The 16,312-nt window shown below is 33.2% G+C and carries 14 protein-coding genes; 13 read left to right on the forward strand and 1 reads right to left on the reverse strand.

Annotated elements, in window-relative coordinates; all coding sequences use genetic code 11:
• Window positions 1–361 precede the first annotated feature (361 nt).
• From HUE53_RS07675 to HUE53_RS07735, 13 genes are all read left to right on the forward strand, one after another.
• Window positions 362–1,012: an ATP-binding cassette domain-containing protein gene (locus HUE53_RS07675; RefSeq protein ID WP_065213888.1), complete on the forward strand. Its 651-nt coding sequence runs from the start codon at window positions 362–364 to the stop codon at window positions 1,010–1,012.
• A 205-nt stretch (window positions 1,013–1,217) separates the two neighbouring features.
• The gene (locus tag HUE53_RS07680; protein ID WP_077225544.1) at window positions 1,218–1,352 is read left to right on the forward strand and encodes a biotin/lipoyl-binding protein; all 135 of its coding nucleotides are present in this window, start codon (window positions 1,218–1,220) and stop codon (window positions 1,350–1,352) included.
• Between the two features lie 241 nt (window positions 1,353–1,593).
• Window positions 1,594–2,964, forward strand: a complete 1,371-nt coding sequence (gene trhO / locus HUE53_RS07685) for an oxygen-dependent tRNA uridine(34) hydroxylase TrhO (protein ID WP_097609291.1) — start codon at window positions 1,594–1,596, stop codon at window positions 2,962–2,964.
• A 64-nt stretch (window positions 2,965–3,028) separates the two neighbouring features.
• On the forward strand, window positions 3,029–4,270 hold the full coding sequence (locus tag HUE53_RS07690) for a peptidase U32 family protein (RefSeq protein ID WP_014165786.1): 1,242 nt from the start codon (window positions 3,029–3,031) through the stop codon (window positions 4,268–4,270).
• On the forward strand, window positions 4,270–4,500 hold the full coding sequence (locus tag HUE53_RS07695; protein ID WP_014165785.1) for a ferredoxin: 231 nt from the start codon (window positions 4,270–4,272) through the stop codon (window positions 4,498–4,500). The genes HUE53_RS07690 and HUE53_RS07695 overlap by 1 nt, the downstream gene beginning before the upstream one ends.
• Window positions 4,501–4,673: 173 nt before the next feature.
• Window positions 4,674–6,071 carry a PSP1 domain-containing protein gene (locus tag HUE53_RS07700; protein ID WP_014165784.1) on the forward strand — a complete coding sequence of 466 codons (1,398 nt, stop codon included), beginning with the start codon at window positions 4,674–4,676 and terminating at the stop codon, window positions 6,069–6,071.
• Window positions 6,046–6,549: a gliding motility lipoprotein GldH gene (locus tag HUE53_RS07705; protein ID WP_014165783.1), complete on the forward strand. Its 504-nt coding sequence runs from the start codon at window positions 6,046–6,048 to the stop codon at window positions 6,547–6,549. Before HUE53_RS07700 ends, HUE53_RS07705 begins: the two co-directional genes overlap by 26 nt.
• A gap of 2 nt (window positions 6,550–6,551) precedes the next feature.
• The gene (locus tag HUE53_RS07710) at window positions 6,552–8,882 is read left to right on the forward strand and encodes a penicillin-binding protein 1A (RefSeq protein ID WP_014165782.1); all 2,331 of its coding nucleotides are present in this window, start codon (window positions 6,552–6,554) and stop codon (window positions 8,880–8,882) included.
• Window positions 8,883–8,890: 8 nt separating this feature from the next.
• Complete coding sequence (locus tag HUE53_RS07715; RefSeq protein WP_014165781.1) at window positions 8,891–9,589, forward strand: CoA transferase subunit A; 699 nt, start codon at window positions 8,891–8,893, stop codon at window positions 9,587–9,589.
• Between the two features lie 31 nt (window positions 9,590–9,620).
• Window positions 9,621–9,974 carry a four helix bundle protein gene (locus HUE53_RS07720; protein ID WP_014165780.1) on the forward strand — a complete coding sequence of 118 codons (354 nt, stop codon included), beginning with the start codon at window positions 9,621–9,623 and terminating at the stop codon, window positions 9,972–9,974.
• 38 nt (window positions 9,975–10,012) lie between these two features.
• On the forward strand, window positions 10,013–10,669 hold the full coding sequence (locus HUE53_RS07725; RefSeq protein WP_014165779.1) for a CoA transferase subunit B: 657 nt from the start codon (window positions 10,013–10,015) through the stop codon (window positions 10,667–10,669).
• A 182-nt stretch (window positions 10,670–10,851) separates the two neighbouring features.
• The gene (locus HUE53_RS07730; RefSeq protein ID WP_014165778.1) at window positions 10,852–13,560 is read left to right on the forward strand and encodes a M4 family metallopeptidase; all 2,709 of its coding nucleotides are present in this window, start codon (window positions 10,852–10,854) and stop codon (window positions 13,558–13,560) included.
• Window positions 13,561–13,640: 80 nt separating this feature from the next.
• Window positions 13,641–14,807, forward strand: a complete 1,167-nt coding sequence (locus HUE53_RS07735) for a class I SAM-dependent rRNA methyltransferase (RefSeq protein ID WP_065213885.1) — start codon at window positions 13,641–13,643, stop codon at window positions 14,805–14,807.
• A 178-nt stretch (window positions 14,808–14,985) separates the two neighbouring features.
• Here HUE53_RS07735 and HUE53_RS07740 read toward each other — a convergent pair whose 3' ends face one another.
• Window positions 14,986–16,197 (reverse strand): glycosyltransferase, encoded by a 1,212-nt coding sequence (locus tag HUE53_RS07740; protein WP_107317426.1) that lies wholly within the window; start codon window positions 16,195–16,197, stop codon window positions 14,986–14,988.
• Between the last annotated feature and the right edge of the window lie 115 nt (window positions 16,198–16,312).

The following is a 16,312-nucleotide window of genomic DNA, read 5'->3' on the forward strand; positions in this document are numbered from 1 at the left end:
TGTTTGCCTAGTTTTAGTAGAGAAAATAAATTTGATATTATGAGAAGTGAAAATATTGGGAAGTCGTATTTGATGACACAATTAAAATCATCTCTTATGAATACATTAATAATCATTTTCCCACTAATCTTATTCTCATTTATTTTGCAGATAAATTATATGAATATAATCGTTTTCTTGATTGTACCTCTTTTGGTAATTATTAGTGTTAACCTGAAATACAACTATTTTGAAAACCTTTTTATGCAACAGATGATATTCGTATTAATATTATTATCGAGTTTTTACTCGATGGGGCTATCGTTTATTGTTATACCTTTTTTAGTTAGAAAATCTACATATAATATAAAAATGATTCAGAATGTTACTTGATATACATATAAGTGAAAAAACAATTGGAGTAAACAAAATAATAGATAATCTTAATTTAGTGATTAATTCAAATGGAATTTATGGAATTGTAGGAAAGAATGGAACAGGTAAGACCACACTTTTCAAGTGTATTTTAGGTATTGAATCCTACAGCGGACTTAATAATTCATTCGAGAAAATGAATCTTAGGAATACTTGCTGGTGTCCGACCGAGACATACTTATACGAAGACTTGACAGTTAATGAATTTTATAGATTTTATGATAAATTGATGAATATAAATCTAGAAGATGAACGAATATTGGTATTTAAAGATATTCCATTGGATATACAAATTAAAAATTTGTCCACAGGAATGAGAAAAAAAATGTTTCTAAATGCTTTATTTCAAAAATCATATAAATATTATATATTAGATGAGCCTTTTAATGGGCTGGATCTTGAAGCCAATTTTATATTATGGAATTACATAAAGAAAATTTCTGGAGATTCCCTAATATTAGTATCATCTCATATTTTAGATAGCTTGGTTAAAAATTGTGAAGCGATATTTGTTTTAAAAAATGGGGGTGGAAAATATTTCAGTAGTAATCAGTTTAATCAAATTGAAGATTTCCTTTTTAAATCAATTAAGATATGATTAGCCAAGAAGACCCTATACATACTCAAAAAAACCTTATAGCATGCAATGCTACCCGAAGTAAATCATTATACCTAGTAGTACTGGTAGTTCTAGGAGCACTTCCTTTTATTTATGTCGATATTAGCAGCCAGAGCCGTGGTATTATTCGTAGTCAGCAGGATAAAGTACCTTTGCAAACAGTAGTGAGTGGAAAGATTATAAGTTGCTTACTAAAAATAATAAACTGGTAAAAAAAGGAGATACCTTAGTACAAATAGCACAAGATAATTTACAAACGGAAAAAGCCAGTACCCAAGCCATCGTTAACGATAACCAAATTTTATTGAACGACTTGTAAAAAGCCGTATTGGGACAAGACAATTCTAGTAATGCATGAAGGTCAAGTAGTAGAGAAAGGAAATCATTTTGAACTTATAGAAAATGGAGGTAAATATGCAGAGTTGTGGAGTAAGCAAAGTTTAGTTTAATTATCTTGAATTTTAATTTGAAATCATCTAAAAATCAATAAATTTGCACCCGAATTCTTCCATTTAGAATTCAAAAACATTTTGTAACATTTCTCACTTAACGTTTATAGCATGCAACTGTATAACACATTAAGCGCAGAAGAAAGAGCGGAGTTGATTGACCAAGCGGGGAAACAACGTCTTACCATTTCTTTCTATCAATATGCGCACATCACTGACCCGAAACAATTCCGTAACGATTTATTTTTAGCTTGGGACAAACTAGAGGCTTTGGGACGCGTATATGTGGCGACCGAAGGAATTAATGCACAAATGAGTGTGCCAGCTGAAAATTTTGAAGCTTTCCGCGATACCTTAGAAGCTTATGATTTCATGAAAGGCATCCGTATCAACGTAGCTGTGGAGCATGATGACCATTCTTTTTTAAAATTAACCGTTAAAGTACGTCACAAAATCGTTGCCGATGGATTAAATGACGCTACTTTTGATGTAACAAATAAAGGAGTGCATTTAGAAGCTGCAGCTTTTAATGCGATTTTAGACGACCCTAACACGATAGTGGTAGATTTTAGAAATCACTACGAAAGTGAAGTAGGGCATTTCAAAGGAGCTATCACGCCTGATGTAGAAACTTTCCGTGAATCGTTGCCTATTATTAATGAGCAATTACAAGAATTTAAAGAAGATAAAAACCTAGTAATGTATTGTACTGGGGGAATCCGTTGCGAAAAAGCATCAGCTTATTTCAAGCACCAAGGATTCAAAAATGTGTACCAATTAGAAGGGGGTATTATTAACTACGCCCGCCAAATCAAAGAGCAAGGCTTGGAAAGTAAATTCATAGGTAAAAACTTCGTATTTGACCACCGTTTAGGAGAAAGAATTACTGACGATATTATTGCGCAATGCCACCAATGTGGAAAACCGTGTGACAATCATACAAATTGTGCTAACGACGGTTGTCATTTATTATTTATTCAATGTGATGCCTGTGCTGAAAAAATGGAGTATTGTTGTTCCACCGAATGTTTAGAAACCACACATTTATCGTTAGAAGAACAAGTAAAACGTAGAAAAGGGATTAATGTAGGCAATAAAATTTTCAGAAAAGGAAAGTCGGATAGTTTAACCTTCAAAAAATCGGGTGTTTTAGAAGGCATTAGTTTAGCAAAAGCCACAGAAGAACTGCCGAAACCTAAAACTTTACGTCAACGAATAGCTGTGAAAAAAGTGATGGTGGCAAAAGGAGAGCATTACTATTCTAAATCACAAGTAGGACAGTTTACCATGACCAATCATGAACTAAAAGCTGGGGATAAAGTGATTATCCAAGGACCTACCACGGGAGAACAGCATTTGATAGTAGACAAATTAGTCGTTAATGGTCAAGAAGGACAGTTGGCTCAAACGGGTGATAAAGTAACTTTTGTTGTGCCTTTTAAAATTCGTGCATCCGATAAACTTTACAAAGTAACCAACTAATTTTTTTAAATGCTTACTCTTTTATTACTGTAAAATATAATAAGCTTTTTTTGAATATTACTAAATGACTTCGACAGGAAAAATAGAATTAATGGCACCAGCAGGGAATTTTGAATCCCTGCAAGCCGCTTTAGATAATGGATGTGATTCCGTTTATTTTGGCGTAGAACAACTTAATATGCGCGCTCGAGCAACAGTAAACTTTGTTTTGGAAGATTTACCGGAAATTGCGCGTCGTTGTCAAGAAAAAAATGTAAGAACCTATCTTACACTTAATACAATCATTTACGATCACGATTTATCCATTGTAAAAACCTTAGTATCAAAAGCTAAAGATGCTGGAATAACTGCCGTAATTGCTTCTGACCAAGCTGTAATTATGACGGCTAGAACTTTAGGAATGGAAGTGCACATTTCTACACAGTTAAATGTAACCAATATAGAAACGGTTAAGTTTTACGCTATGTTTGCCGATACCATAGTTCTTTCTCGGGAGTTGAGTTTGCGTCAAGTAAAAAAAATCACAGAACAAATCGAAAAAGAGCAAATCAAAGGACCTAGTGGAAATTTGGTAGAAATTGAAATCTTTGGTCACGGTGCATTATGTATGGCGGTATCAGGTAAATGCTATCTGAGTTTACATTCACACAATTCGTCGGCAAATCGTGGAGCTTGCAAACAAAATTGTCGAAAAAAATATACAGTTATTGACCAAGAATCTGGATTTGAAATAGAAATAGATAATGAATACATGATGTCGCCTAAAGATTTATGTACTTTAGATTTCTTAGATCAAGTTATAGACTCGGGTATTAAAGTACTTAAATTAGAAGGTCGTGGGAGAGCAGCAGATTATGTTGCAACTGTAGTACGTACCTATCGAGAGGCAATTGATGCCCATTATGAAGGAACCTTTTCAAAAGAGAAAGTTGTGACTTGGATGGAAGCATTAGCCACGGTTTATAATAGAGGTTTTTGGAGTGGTTATTATTTAGGACAAAAACTAGGAGAATGGTCTGATAATCCAGGGTCAAGTGCGACTCAAAAGAAAGTGTACGTAGGTAAAGGAATGCATTATTTTCCTAAATCAGGTGTGGCAGAATTTAAAATTGAAGCCTACGACATAAAAAGAGGAGACAAAATTTTAATTACCGGACCAAGCACAGGTGCACAAGAATTAATTTTAGAAGAAATGTTTGTGAATGATATTCAAGCAGAAAAAGCAACAAAAGGGGATAGCTGTACGCTAAAAGTACCTTTTAGAATCCGATTATCTGACAAAATGTATAAAATTGTAGAAGCCTAATGGTTATTGTTACTTTACAACGTGATAAATGTATCGGATGTAACTATTGTGTTGAGTTTGCTCCAGCACAATTCCAAATGTCCAAAAAAGATGGTAAATCAGTATTGATAAAATCGGTAGAAACCAAAGGATTTCATACATTAAAAACCGCAGATCACGCTATCGTTGAAAATTGTGAATTGGCAGAAAAAGTTTGCCCAGTACATATCATTACAGTAAAAGAAACTTAAAAATAATAAATATACTTACTATAAACCTGTTGCGTTATAAATGCAACAGGTTTTTTTATTTTGAAAAATGTCATTTGAATTTTGGTGCTTAAAAATTGTATATTTACACACAAAACTAAATTGGCAATAGTAGTCTCGTTTTAAAATGAGATGACCAATATATACTCAAAATTATGGCATGTACAAGTTGTTCAACCTCTACGGGCGGTGCGCCTAAGGGGTGTAAAAATAATGGCACCTGTGGCACAGACAGTTGCAATAAACTAACCGTTTTTGATTGGTTAGCTAATATGGCTCTTCCTGGTGGACAAGAGTCTTTTGACTGTGTAGAAGTTCGTTTTAAAAATGGTAGAAAAGAGTTTTTTAGAAACCCTGAAAAAACAAGCCTATCTATTGGTGATATAGTAGCTACAGAAGCCAATCCTGGGCATGACGTTGGAATAGTTACTTTAACAGGAGAATTGGTTAAAGTACAAATGAAGAAAAAGGGAGTAGATTATGCAGGAGAAGTACCTAAAATTTACCGTAAAGCTTCACAAAAGGATATTGATATATGGCAAGAAGTTAGAAATAAAGAAGCAAGTATTCAAGTTAAAGCACGCGAATTAGCCATTGCTTTAAATTTAGAAATGAAAATTTCTGATATCGAATTTCAAGGTGATGGTTCTAAAGCCACGTTTTATTACACGGCCAACGACCGTGTGGATTTTCGACAATTAATTAAAGATTATGCAGCGGAATTTAAAATCCGAATAGAAATGAAACAAGTGGGTTTCCGTCAAGAAGCCGCTCGTTTAGGGGGAGTAGGCTCTTGTGGACGTGAATTGTGTTGTTCTACTTGGTTAACAGATTTTAGAAGTGTAAATACTTCAGCAGCACGTTATCAACAACTTTCTTTAAATCCCCAAAAATTAGCGGGTCAGTGTGGTAAACTTAAATGTTGTTTAAACTATGAGTTAGACACCTATATGGATGCCTTAAAGGATTTTCCAGATATGGAAACCAAATTACAAACGGATAGAGGAGAAGCCACTTGCCAAAAAATTGATATATTCAAAGAACTAATGTGGTTTGCTTATCCCGATAACATGGCTATTTGGCACATGCTTAAGGTAAGTGAAGTAAAAGAAATTATAGACTTAAACAAGCAGGGAAAAAGAGTAGCCACTTTAGAAGACTTTGTCTACGAGGAAGAAAAAGAAACAGTTGAAAAAACATTTCAAAATGCCATGGGACAAGACAGTCTAACCCGTTTTGACCAGCCTAAGAAAAAAAATAAAAATAAAAAAAAGAAAATAAGTACTTCTACTGTTTCTGCTGAAAAACCTATTGAAAATAAAATAGAAAAAACGATAAAACCTCGTTTTGAGAACAATAAGCATAAGTCCAAACCAGAAGGAATCAAACCCAAACCAGAAGGGGGTATTAAACCTAAGTCAGAAGTTATACATCCTAAAGGAGATTTGAATAAAAATAGTCAAACAGAAGGGCAAAGGCCTAAAAATAATAGACCAAGACCCAAAAATAATAGGTCAAAAAATAGAAATGATAAAAGAGATAATCAAAACTAATTGGTATGGTTTCCTTTTAGGAATCACATTGGTATCTTGTGACAAATCACAAGTATTTGATCAATATAAAACCTTTGAAAACGGATGGCCTAAAAAAGAAGCGGTCAGTTTTGAATTTGAACAAAATGCTTCTCAAAAACCATTGAATTTGTTTATTAATGTACGGAACAATGACGATTATGAGTTTAGTAATCTATTTTTAATCGTAAAATTGGAACAACCTAAAGGAAAAATATATATTGATACATTGGAATATCAAATGGCGAACCCAGATGGAAGTCTTATGGGGCAAGGTTTTTCCGATGTCAAAGAGAGTAAATTGTGGTACAAAGAAAATTATATATTTCCTAAAACAGGGAAATATAAAGTAACCATTCAACAAGCAGTTCGTGAAAATGGAAAATTGAAAGGAATTGAGGTTTTAAATGGCGTTACCGAATTAGGTTTTAGAATAGAATCAATAGAAGAAAATAAATAATTATGGCTCAAAAATTAAACACTCGCAAATCAGATTATGATCCTTATGTAAAGAAATTTTGGAAATACTTTCTATACACATTTGGAGGCGTTTTTTTGTTTTTCCTTTTTGCTTCTTGGGGATTATTCGGTTCAATGCCATCCTTTGAAGAATTAGAAAATCCAGAGTCAAACCTAGCTACTGAAATTATTTCATCAGATGGTGTGGTTATTGGTAAGTTTTTTAATGAAAATAGAACACCTGTAAAATATGAAGATTTACCCAAACATTTGGTTAATGCTTTAGTAGCTACAGAAGATGAGCGTTTTTATGAACATTCAGGGATTGACGGGAAAAGAACCTTAAGTGCAGCACTAAAGCTAGGTACAGATGGTGGAGCATCTACACTGACCCAACAATTGGCTAAGCTACTTTTTCATGGAGAGCGTTCTAAATTTAAGATCATAGGACTCATTCAAAAAGCAAAAGAGTGGATTATAGCAATTCGTTTAGAACGCCAATACACTAAAAACGAAATTATAGCGATGTATCTTAATAAGGTAGATTTTGTAAACACAGCAGTGGGAATTCGATCGGCTGCCAAAGTATACTTTGCAAAAGAACCTAAACAACTTACAGTAGACGAATCAGCCATGTTAGTTGGAATGTTAAAAAATCCTTCTCTATTTAATCCTTTAAAAAGAGAAGAAAAAGTACGCGATCGTCGTAATGTTGTGTTAAAACAAATGGAAAAAAATGGTTTCTTAACTACTACTCAAAAGCAAAACTATCAAGCAAGACCTATTAAATTGACTTTTTCGCCTGAAAAATATAATGAAGGAACTGCTACCTATTTTAGAGAATACCTTCGCGATTACATGAAAAAATGGGTAGAGGAAAACAAAAAAGAAGATGGTTCTGATTATAACATTTATTCAGATGGATTAAAAATATATACCACCATCGACTCTCGTATGCAGTTGTATGCCGAAGAAGCTATGAAGGAACATTTAGCTAATTTACAGCAAGAATTTTTTATAGAACAAAAGAAAAATAAAACAGCTCCATTTGTAAACATAACAGATACCGAAATTCAAAAAGTAATGGATCGTTCGATGCGTAATTCCGAGCGTTGGAGAATTTTATCTGAAAATGGCATGGAAGAAGAGGACATAAAAAAGTCTTTTCATATTAAAACAAAAATGACTGTTTTTACATGGAAAGGAGATAAGGATACAGTTATGACACCTTATGATTCAATACGATACTATAAACATTTCTTACAACCTGGTTTAATGGCTATGGAACCTCAAACAGGACATGTAAAAGCTTGGGTAGGAGGTATAGATTATCGTTATTTTCAATACGACCACGTAGGTCTAGGAGCACGACAAGTAGGTTCTACATTCAAACCATTTGTTTATGCAACGGCTATTCAGCAATTAGGAATGTCTCCTTGTGACACTATTTTAGATGGTCCTTTCATGATTCGCAAAGGCAAACACAATGTTACCGAAGATTGGGAACCACGAAATTCCGATAGAAGATATAGAGGAATGATGACCTTAAAGAGAGCATTGGCAAACTCAGTTAATACAGTATCAGCTAAATTAATTGATAAAACAGGTCCTGACGCCGTAATTGCTTTATTAAGAAAATTAGGCGTTGAAACAGATATACCTTCACAACCTTCAATAGCTTTAGGTGCTGTTGATATTACCGTACGTGATATGGTAGCGGCATTTAGTACTTTTGCCAATCAAGGAATTTACTTAAAACCCCAAGTAATCTCTAAAATAGAAGATAAAAACGGGAATGTCATTTTTGAACCTAAGTTAGAATCTAAAGATGTGTTGAGCAAAGATGTTTCGTACGCTGTCATTAAATTATTAGAAGGTGTTACAGAATCAGGTTCAGGAGATCGCTTACGTACACAAGGTGGTGGCTGGAAATACAACAGAGTAACCGGTTATCCTTATATGTTTACAAATCCTATTGCGGGAAAAACAGGAACTTCGCAAAATCAATCCGATGGTTGGTTTATAGGTATGGTGCCTAATTTAGCAACAGGAGTTTGGGTAGGTAATGAGGATCGTTCAGCCCATTTTAAAACATTAGCAGCTGGTCAAGGTGCTACTATGGCACTACCAATTTGGGGTCTATTTATGAAAAAATGCTATGCAGATCCCACTTTAAATGTTTCAAAAGAAGCTTTTGAAAAGCCAAACGATTTAAAAATAAAAGTAGATTGCTATTCAGCACCTACTCATACAAGAAGAGAAACCGATAGTACAGCTACCGACTCAACAAGGGTAAAACCAGAAGAACAAAATACAGACGAATTTGGATTATAAACACAACTATGATATCAAGAAAAGTTAACAATGTACAAGAAGCTTTAGAAGGAATTCAAGATGGGATGACCATTATGCTTGGTGGTTTTGGACTTTGTGGAATTCCAGAAAACAGTATTACAGAACTAGTAAACAAAGAAGTAAAAGACTTAACGTGTATTTCTAACAATGCAGGGGTAGATGATTTTGGTCTTGGATTACTTTTACAAAAACGTCAAATTAAGAAAATGATTTCTTCTTATGTAGGAGAAAATGCTGAATTTGAACGTCAAATGCTTTCAGGTGAATTAGAAGTAGAACTGACCCCCCAAGGTACCTTAGCTGAAAAATGCCGTGCCGCACAAGCAGGTATTCCCGCTTTCTTTACACCAGCAGGTTATGGAACCGAAGTGGCTGAAGGTAAAGAGGTGCGTGAATTTAATGGGAAAATGCACATTTTGGAACACGCTTTCAAAGCTGATTTTTCTATTGTAAAAGCATGGAAAGGCGATGAAGCGGGGAACTTAATTTTTAAAGGAACCGCAAGAAACTTTAATGCGCCTATGGCAGGTGCTGCAAAAATCACGATTGCAGAAGTGGAAGAATTAGTTCCAGCAGGAACTTTAGATCCTAATGAAATCCACATTCCTGGGATCATGATTAACCGCATTTTCCAAGGAGAAAAATTTGAAAAACGTATTGAACAACGAACAGTTCGTCAAAAGTAATTTATTGATTCTTTAATTTGAAAATTTGAAGATGAGAAACGATAAAGATAATTTAATTGTGAAATTAACTTTTGAATTTGCATTGGAAATAATTAGTTTCTCTGAGGAAATTAGAAAAACAAATCGTTTCGAAATGGCATCTCAAATTTTTAGAAGTGGTACATCAATAGGAGCAAATATTAGGGAAGCTCAAAATGCTGAAAGTAAGGCTGACTTTATTCATAAGTTTAAGATTTCAGCAAAAGAAGCAGATGAGTTACAATTTTGGTTAGAGTTGTGTAAAAAATCAGAATTCTATCCAAATCCTAATGAAGAATTATTCAAAAAATTGCAATCCATAAATTTGATTATTTCTAAGATTATAGCTTCATCTAAGAAAAAATAATTTCAGAATCATCAAATTTTCAAATCATCAAATGATATATGGCATTAGATAAAAATCAAATAGCACAACGCATAGCAAAAGAAGTAAAAAACGGCTACTACGTAAATCTTGGAATCGGGATTCCTACTTTAGTGGCTAATTATGTACGTGAGGATATTTCTGTAGAATTTCAGTCTGAAAATGGGGTTTTAGGCATGGGACCTTTTCCTTTTGAAGGAGAGGAAGATGCAGACATCATCAATGCAGGAAAACAAACTATAACGACTTTGCCAGGAGCAAGTTTCTTCGATTCGGCATTTAGTTTTGGGATGATTCGAGCTCAAAAGGTTGATCTAACCATTTTAGGAGCTATGGAAGTTTCCGAAAATGGCGATATTGCCAATTGGAAAATTCCAGGAAAAATGGTAAAAGGGATGGGAGGTGCTATGGATTTAGTAGCCAGTGCCGAAAACATTATTGTAGCCATGATGCACGTAAACAAAGCAGGTGAATCTAAAATCCTTAAAAAATGTACCTTACCTTTAACAGGTGTAGGATGTGTAAAGAAAGTCGTAACGGAACTAGCTGTATTAGAAATCACATCTAAAGGATTTAAGTTATTAGAACGTGCACCAGGTGTAACGGTTCAAGAAATCATTAAGTCTACCGAAGCAGAATTAATTATAGAAGGAGATATACCTGAAATGAAATTTTGATAAAAATGAAATTTTATTATTAAAGCGATAGATAACCTATCGCTTTTTTTATGTTATTTTTTAGTTATTTTATTGATAAAAAATAAAAAAAAGTGTATTAAATTTTTTATTTTAAAAAAAATAATATATTATTGTTGAAATTATTATAATTAATATTTTATCAACAAAACAAACTATTAACTATGAAAAAACAACTACACAGCGTAGCATCTATGATGGCCTTATCATTGATTACGTTATCAACTGTTGCCCAAGAAAGCAATAAGTACGTAAAACTGAAAGAAACCAATGACAATAAAACACCGTCATTTGTTTCATTTAAAGAATCATCAGTTTATAAAACATCAGATGTTAAAACTTTATTTAAAGAACAACTTGGATTAAAACCTAATCAAGATTTTGCTAAAATGAAATCAGATTCAGATAACTTAGGTTTTTCACATGAGAAATACCAATTATACCACAAAGGAATAAAAGTTGAATTTGCAACCTATTCCGTACATTCTAAAAACGGTAGGGTAAACTCTATGAATGGTGAATATTATAATATTGGAGATATAGATGTAAATCCGTCGATAAAAGCAGATGCAGCATTACAAAGAGCCATATCTCATTTGGGAGCACAAGAATTCTTATGGGATGATTTTGCAGAAGCAAATGCTAATAAATATTCCAAACCTCAAGGAGAGTTAGTTTTATTACCTCTTGATAACACTATTAAATTAGCGTATAAGTTTGATATTTACGCTACTAAACCTTTAAGCAGAGGAGATGTATATGTAGATGCACAAAATGGTCAAATATTATTATATAATGCTACTATCAAGCATTTAGGAGCACACGCTCATGGGAAAAAATCCTCAGAAGGAACTTATATAGATATGTTTAAAACAAATTCTATGGCTTTTGTAGCAGCTAATGCTGCAACTCGTTATAGCGGTTCTCAAACGATTGAAACATCCTTAAGCGGATCATCCTATATATTATCTGAAACAGGAAGAGGAAACGGGATTCAAACCTATAACATGAAAAAAGGGACTTCTTATGCCTCAGCTGTAAATTTTACCGATGCTGATAATAATTGGACAGCTGCAGAATATAATAACACAAATAAAGATAATGCGGCTTTAGATGCTCATTGGGGAGCAGAAAAAACGTATGATTATTGGAAAAATATTCATAACAGAAATAGTTTTGATAATGCAGGGGCAAAAATAAATAGTTATGTACACTATAGTAATAATTATGATAATGCGTATTGGGATGGTACTAGAATGACTTATGGCGATGGTAGTGGTACTTATTTTGATGCTCTAACGTCGTTAGATGTATGTGCTCACGAAATTGGCCACGCTATTTGTACAAAAACCGCAAATCTTGTATATCAAAACGAATCAGGTGCTATGAATGAAGGATTTTCTGATATTTGGGGCGCATGTATTGAAAATTATGCACAAGCAAACAAACAAATTTGGTTAATTGGTGAAGATATTGAAAGAAGAGCAGGTCATCTTGCTTTACGATCTATGAGTAACCCTAATGCAGAAGGACAGCCTGATACTTATAAAGGAACTAATTGGTATTCTGGAACAGGTGATTCTGGAGGGGTACATACTAACTCAGGAGTATTAAATTATTGGTTTTACTTACTATCTGTTGGTGGATCAGGTACTAATGATATAGGGAATGCTTTTAATATAACAGGCATAACAATTACTAAAGCAGAAAAAATTGCTTTCCGTACAGAAAGCGTGTATCTATCAGCTAATTCTACTTATGCAAATGCAAGAACAGGTGCTATTCAAGCAGCTACTGATTTATATGGTGCAGGATCTCCAGAAGTTATTGCTACTACTAACGCTTGGTATGCTGTAGGAATAGGTGCTGCTTATTCAGGAGGTACTTCTGATACGACTGCTCCAACGACTCCAACTAATTTAGTAGCTTCGGGTACAACCTCTACCTCGACTACTTTATCATGGACAGCTTCTACCGATAATGTAGGAGTTACAGGATACAATATTTATAACGGAACAACTCTTTTAGCATCTTCTTCTACTACTAGTGCTACAGTATCAGGACTAACGGCTTCTACTACTTATAATTTTACTGTAAAAGCAAAAGACGCAGCAGGTAATTTATCAGTAGCAAGTAATGCAGTTTTAGTAACTACTTCTGCGGGTTCTTCTATTACTTATTGTGCATCTAAAGGATCTAGTCAAGCAGATGAATGGATTGATTATGTAGCATTAAATGGTATGACTAATACAACAACTGCTGATGCAGGGTATGGAAACTTTACCTCTAAAATAGCACCTCTACCTTACGGATCAAATACTATTACTTTTAGTGCTGGTTTTGCAGGTAATTCATATACTGAATATTGGTCAGTATGGATTGATTATAATAAAAATGGCACATTTGAATCAACAGAAAAAGTGGCAACAGGTTCTTCTTCTAGTTCAGGAAATTTAACAGGTACTTTTACTGTTCCTACAACAGCTTTAGCTGGGCAAACCAGAATGAGAGTTCAGATGAAATACGGATCTGCTTCTACCGCTTGTGAAACATTTTCTTATGGAGAGGTTGAAGATTATACAGTAAATGTAGGAGCTGCGGCAATTGCAGGTATTACTTTTGGTACAGAAATTTCAGATGAAGCAAATAACTATAATATGGAAATTTATCCAAATCCATCAAATGGATTATTAAATATAAGAACATTAGATGATAGAACGGTTTCATATCAGATTTATAATCTAATGGGACAACCTTTGAAATCAGGTACATTAAATCAAGAAATTAATGTTTCCGATTTAGCAGCAGGTATGTATGTGATTGAAATCAATGACGGACAAAAAACATTAGCAAAAAAGTTTGCTAAAAAATAAGCATTCGTTAAGAATTATATTGAGAGACCGAATTTGTTCGGTCTCTTTTTTTATAGTTACATTTGCAAAAAAAACGAATCATGAATTTTCCAAAAGTAATTTTAAAACAAGGAAAAGAAAAATCTATTTTGCGTCGTCATCCATGGATATTTAGTGGAGCTGTCTACGGAGTGTCACAAGAAATAAAAGATGGTGAAATGGTAGAAGTGGTAGATGCTAAAAATCAACCTCTTGGTACGGGCTATTTTAGTGACAGAGGTAGTATAGTTGTCCGTTTACTTACGTTTGCTCAAGAAAAATTTACTAATGATTTTTGGACTCAAAAACTTATTTCTGCTTGGAATTTAAGGACGCGATTGTTAGATTTAGAAGCTACCAACGCTTTTCGTGTTATTCATGGAGAAGGAGATGGTATACCTGGTTTAGTCATTGATTTTTATAATAATCATTGGGTTTTACAAGCTCATTCATCAGGTATTTATTATCAAATAGAAAAAATAGCACAAGCTATTCAATCCGCTTTTTCAGCGCATTGTGAAACAATTTATTGTAAAAGTACTGGAACGCTTCCCAATACAGGAACAGACTATTTTTTATATGGTAATACAGCAGAAACAATAGCAAAAGAAAACCATATTCTTTTTTCAGTCAACTGGGTTGAAGGACAAAAAACAGGTTTCTTTTTAGATCAACGGGATAATAGAAAATTATTAGCTGAATTTTCAAAAGGAAAAAAAGTATTAAATACGTTTTGTTATACAGGAGGTTTTTCAATTTATGCTATGAAAGCAGGTGCTGAGTTAGTAACATCGGTTGATATTTCACAAAAAGCAGTTGATTTAGCAGCCAAAAATATGGAATTAAATTTTCCTAACGCTAATCACCAAGCTGTGGCAGATGATGTGTTTAACTTTATGAAAGAAAATCATCAAGTATATGATCTAATTGTATTAGATCCTCCTGCTTTTGCAAAAAGTATAAAAAGCAAACATACCGCAACTCAAGCTTATAAACGTTTGAATATAGCAGGATTAAAAGCGCTAGCTCCTAAAGGAATTCTTTTTACGTTTTCATGTTCGCAAGTGATAGATGACGTGTTGTTTTATAACACTATAGCTGCTGCTGCTATAGAATCCGGCAGAACCATTCGAGTTTTGCACAAATTAGAGCAAGGACCGGATCATCCAACTAATATTTATCATCCTGAAGGACACTATTTAAAAGGTCTAGTGTTATATGTGGAATAATATAAAACTTGCTATTTGTTTGATAGATAGAATAAAAAATGAAGTAAATTAAAGATTTGTCTCGTCCTAATAGATTTATATGAAAACATAAATCTATTTTTAGGACAAGACAAAAACTTACATAACAGTAAACAAACAAATTTCTAAAAACATTCAAAATCAATCTAACATTCAATTTTTAAATTTCACTATAATTATTGGGGAATAATCTATAATAAAAGGCTATTTTGCCTAATTGAAAAACTATTTTAAAAGAATCCTTAAAAGATAATTTTGACCCATCTACATGAATCCATCTTTTTAAGGGGACTTCACAAATGACTTTTTTAGCATTTTCAGCTCCATAAATTTTTCTCATTCTCATGAATATTTCTACGTCAAACAGCCATTTGGTAATGAATTTTTTTTGAAATGTTTTCTCAATTATTTCTTGATTCATCACTTTTGCTCCGCATTGGGTATCTCTAAAATCCATTCCGAGTGTTTTTCTGATAATAAAATTTATAGTCATTGAAATAATTTTTCTAGCAGATTCTTTCGTAATTTCTGCTCCCATTCTATCTATTCTAGAACCACTAACAATTTTATATTCTGATCCTTTTATAGTATCAACTAATTTTTGAAAATCTGCAAAATCTGTAGATAAATCAGCATCTAAAAAACCTATGTAATCAAATTGGTTGAGTGATGTTAGGTGTAATATTCCTAAACGAACGGCTTCTGCTTTGCCTCCATTTTTCTCGCAGTTATAAACGCTCATATTATTTTGACTACCTTCGCATAATTCGTTTAAAACTTTTAGGGTACTATCCGTACTTCCATCATTTACAAAACAGAGATGATAGCCTAAATTTGTTTTGATAAAGTTTTTAAAATCAGTACTAAGTAATCTTTTTTCTTCATTATAGCAAGGAATAACAACACCTACGGTTTTTTCTTGTAAAAATTGATTGTTATGATCTACATTTTCTACTACTTTAGGAGTTCCCAGTATTTTTTTTACACGTGCACCTATTTCGTTCAGACTCAATGGTTTTTTTAGATAATCATCAGCACCTAAATCAAAACCTTCTAATATGACATTTTCTTGTGTATTGCCAGACAAAACGATAACAGGTGTGTTTTTTTTTCTTCCAATTTTTATATACTTAACTATTTTAAGACCATGCGCATTATTATCAATATCTTCTTTAGATGTATTAGAGATAGAAGAAGGTAATACAGGCATATTCATATCAACTATAACTAAATCGGGTTCAATTTGATCGTATAATTGAATAGCATCGTGTACGTTGTTACAAGTATGAACCTCAAATCCTAAATCTGTTAAATACATTTCTAAAGACAATAATACGAGTTGTTGATCATCAATAGTTAATATTTTTTTCATTTTTACGTTTTTAGTTTATTATAGTACTAAATTAAGTTCAATCAATCTTCCTTTTTAGTATTTTAGACAAACACAAATATTTGTTTCGACGAATGGTTAATTTATAACGATGCAA

Origin of the sequence: Flavobacterium columnare, from assembly GCF_014844295.1 — a bacterium.
Classification (GTDB): domain Bacteria; phylum Bacteroidota; class Bacteroidia; order Flavobacteriales; family Flavobacteriaceae; genus Flavobacterium; species Flavobacterium columnare.

Coding starts and splice junctions, on each gene's coding strand:
- HUE53_RS07720 (WP_014165780.1), top strand. CDS start 9,621: ATGAGAAACGATAAAGATAATTTAATTGTGAAATTAACTTTTGAATTT.
- HUE53_RS07735 (WP_065213885.1), top strand. CDS start 13,641: ATGAATTTTCCAAAAGTAATTTTAAAACAAGGAAAAGAAAAATCTATT.
- HUE53_RS07695 (WP_014165785.1), top strand. CDS start 4,270: ATGGTTATTGTTACTTTACAACGTGATAAATGTATCGGATGTAACTAT.
- HUE53_RS07740 (WP_107317426.1), bottom strand. CDS start 16,197: ATGAAAAAAATATTAACTATTGATGATCAACAACTCGTATTATTGTCT.
- HUE53_RS07715 (WP_014165781.1), top strand. CDS start 8,891: ATGATATCAAGAAAAGTTAACAATGTACAAGAAGCTTTAGAAGGAATT.
- trhO (WP_097609291.1), top strand. CDS start 1,594: ATGCAACTGTATAACACATTAAGCGCAGAAGAAAGAGCGGAGTTGATT.
- HUE53_RS07725 (WP_014165779.1), top strand. CDS start 10,013: ATGGCATTAGATAAAAATCAAATAGCACAACGCATAGCAAAAGAAGTA.
- HUE53_RS07730 (WP_014165778.1), top strand. CDS start 10,852: ATGAAAAAACAACTACACAGCGTAGCATCTATGATGGCCTTATCATTG.
- HUE53_RS07705 (WP_014165783.1), top strand. CDS start 6,046: ATGATAAAAGAGATAATCAAAACTAATTGGTATGGTTTCCTTTTAGGA.
- HUE53_RS07690 (WP_014165786.1), top strand. CDS start 3,029: ATGACTTCGACAGGAAAAATAGAATTAATGGCACCAGCAGGGAATTTT.
- HUE53_RS07700 (WP_014165784.1), top strand. CDS start 4,674: ATGGCATGTACAAGTTGTTCAACCTCTACGGGCGGTGCGCCTAAGGGG.
- HUE53_RS07710 (WP_014165782.1), top strand. CDS start 6,552: ATGGCTCAAAAATTAAACACTCGCAAATCAGATTATGATCCTTATGTA.
- HUE53_RS07675 (WP_065213888.1), top strand. CDS start 362: ATGTTACTTGATATACATATAAGTGAAAAAACAATTGGAGTAAACAAA.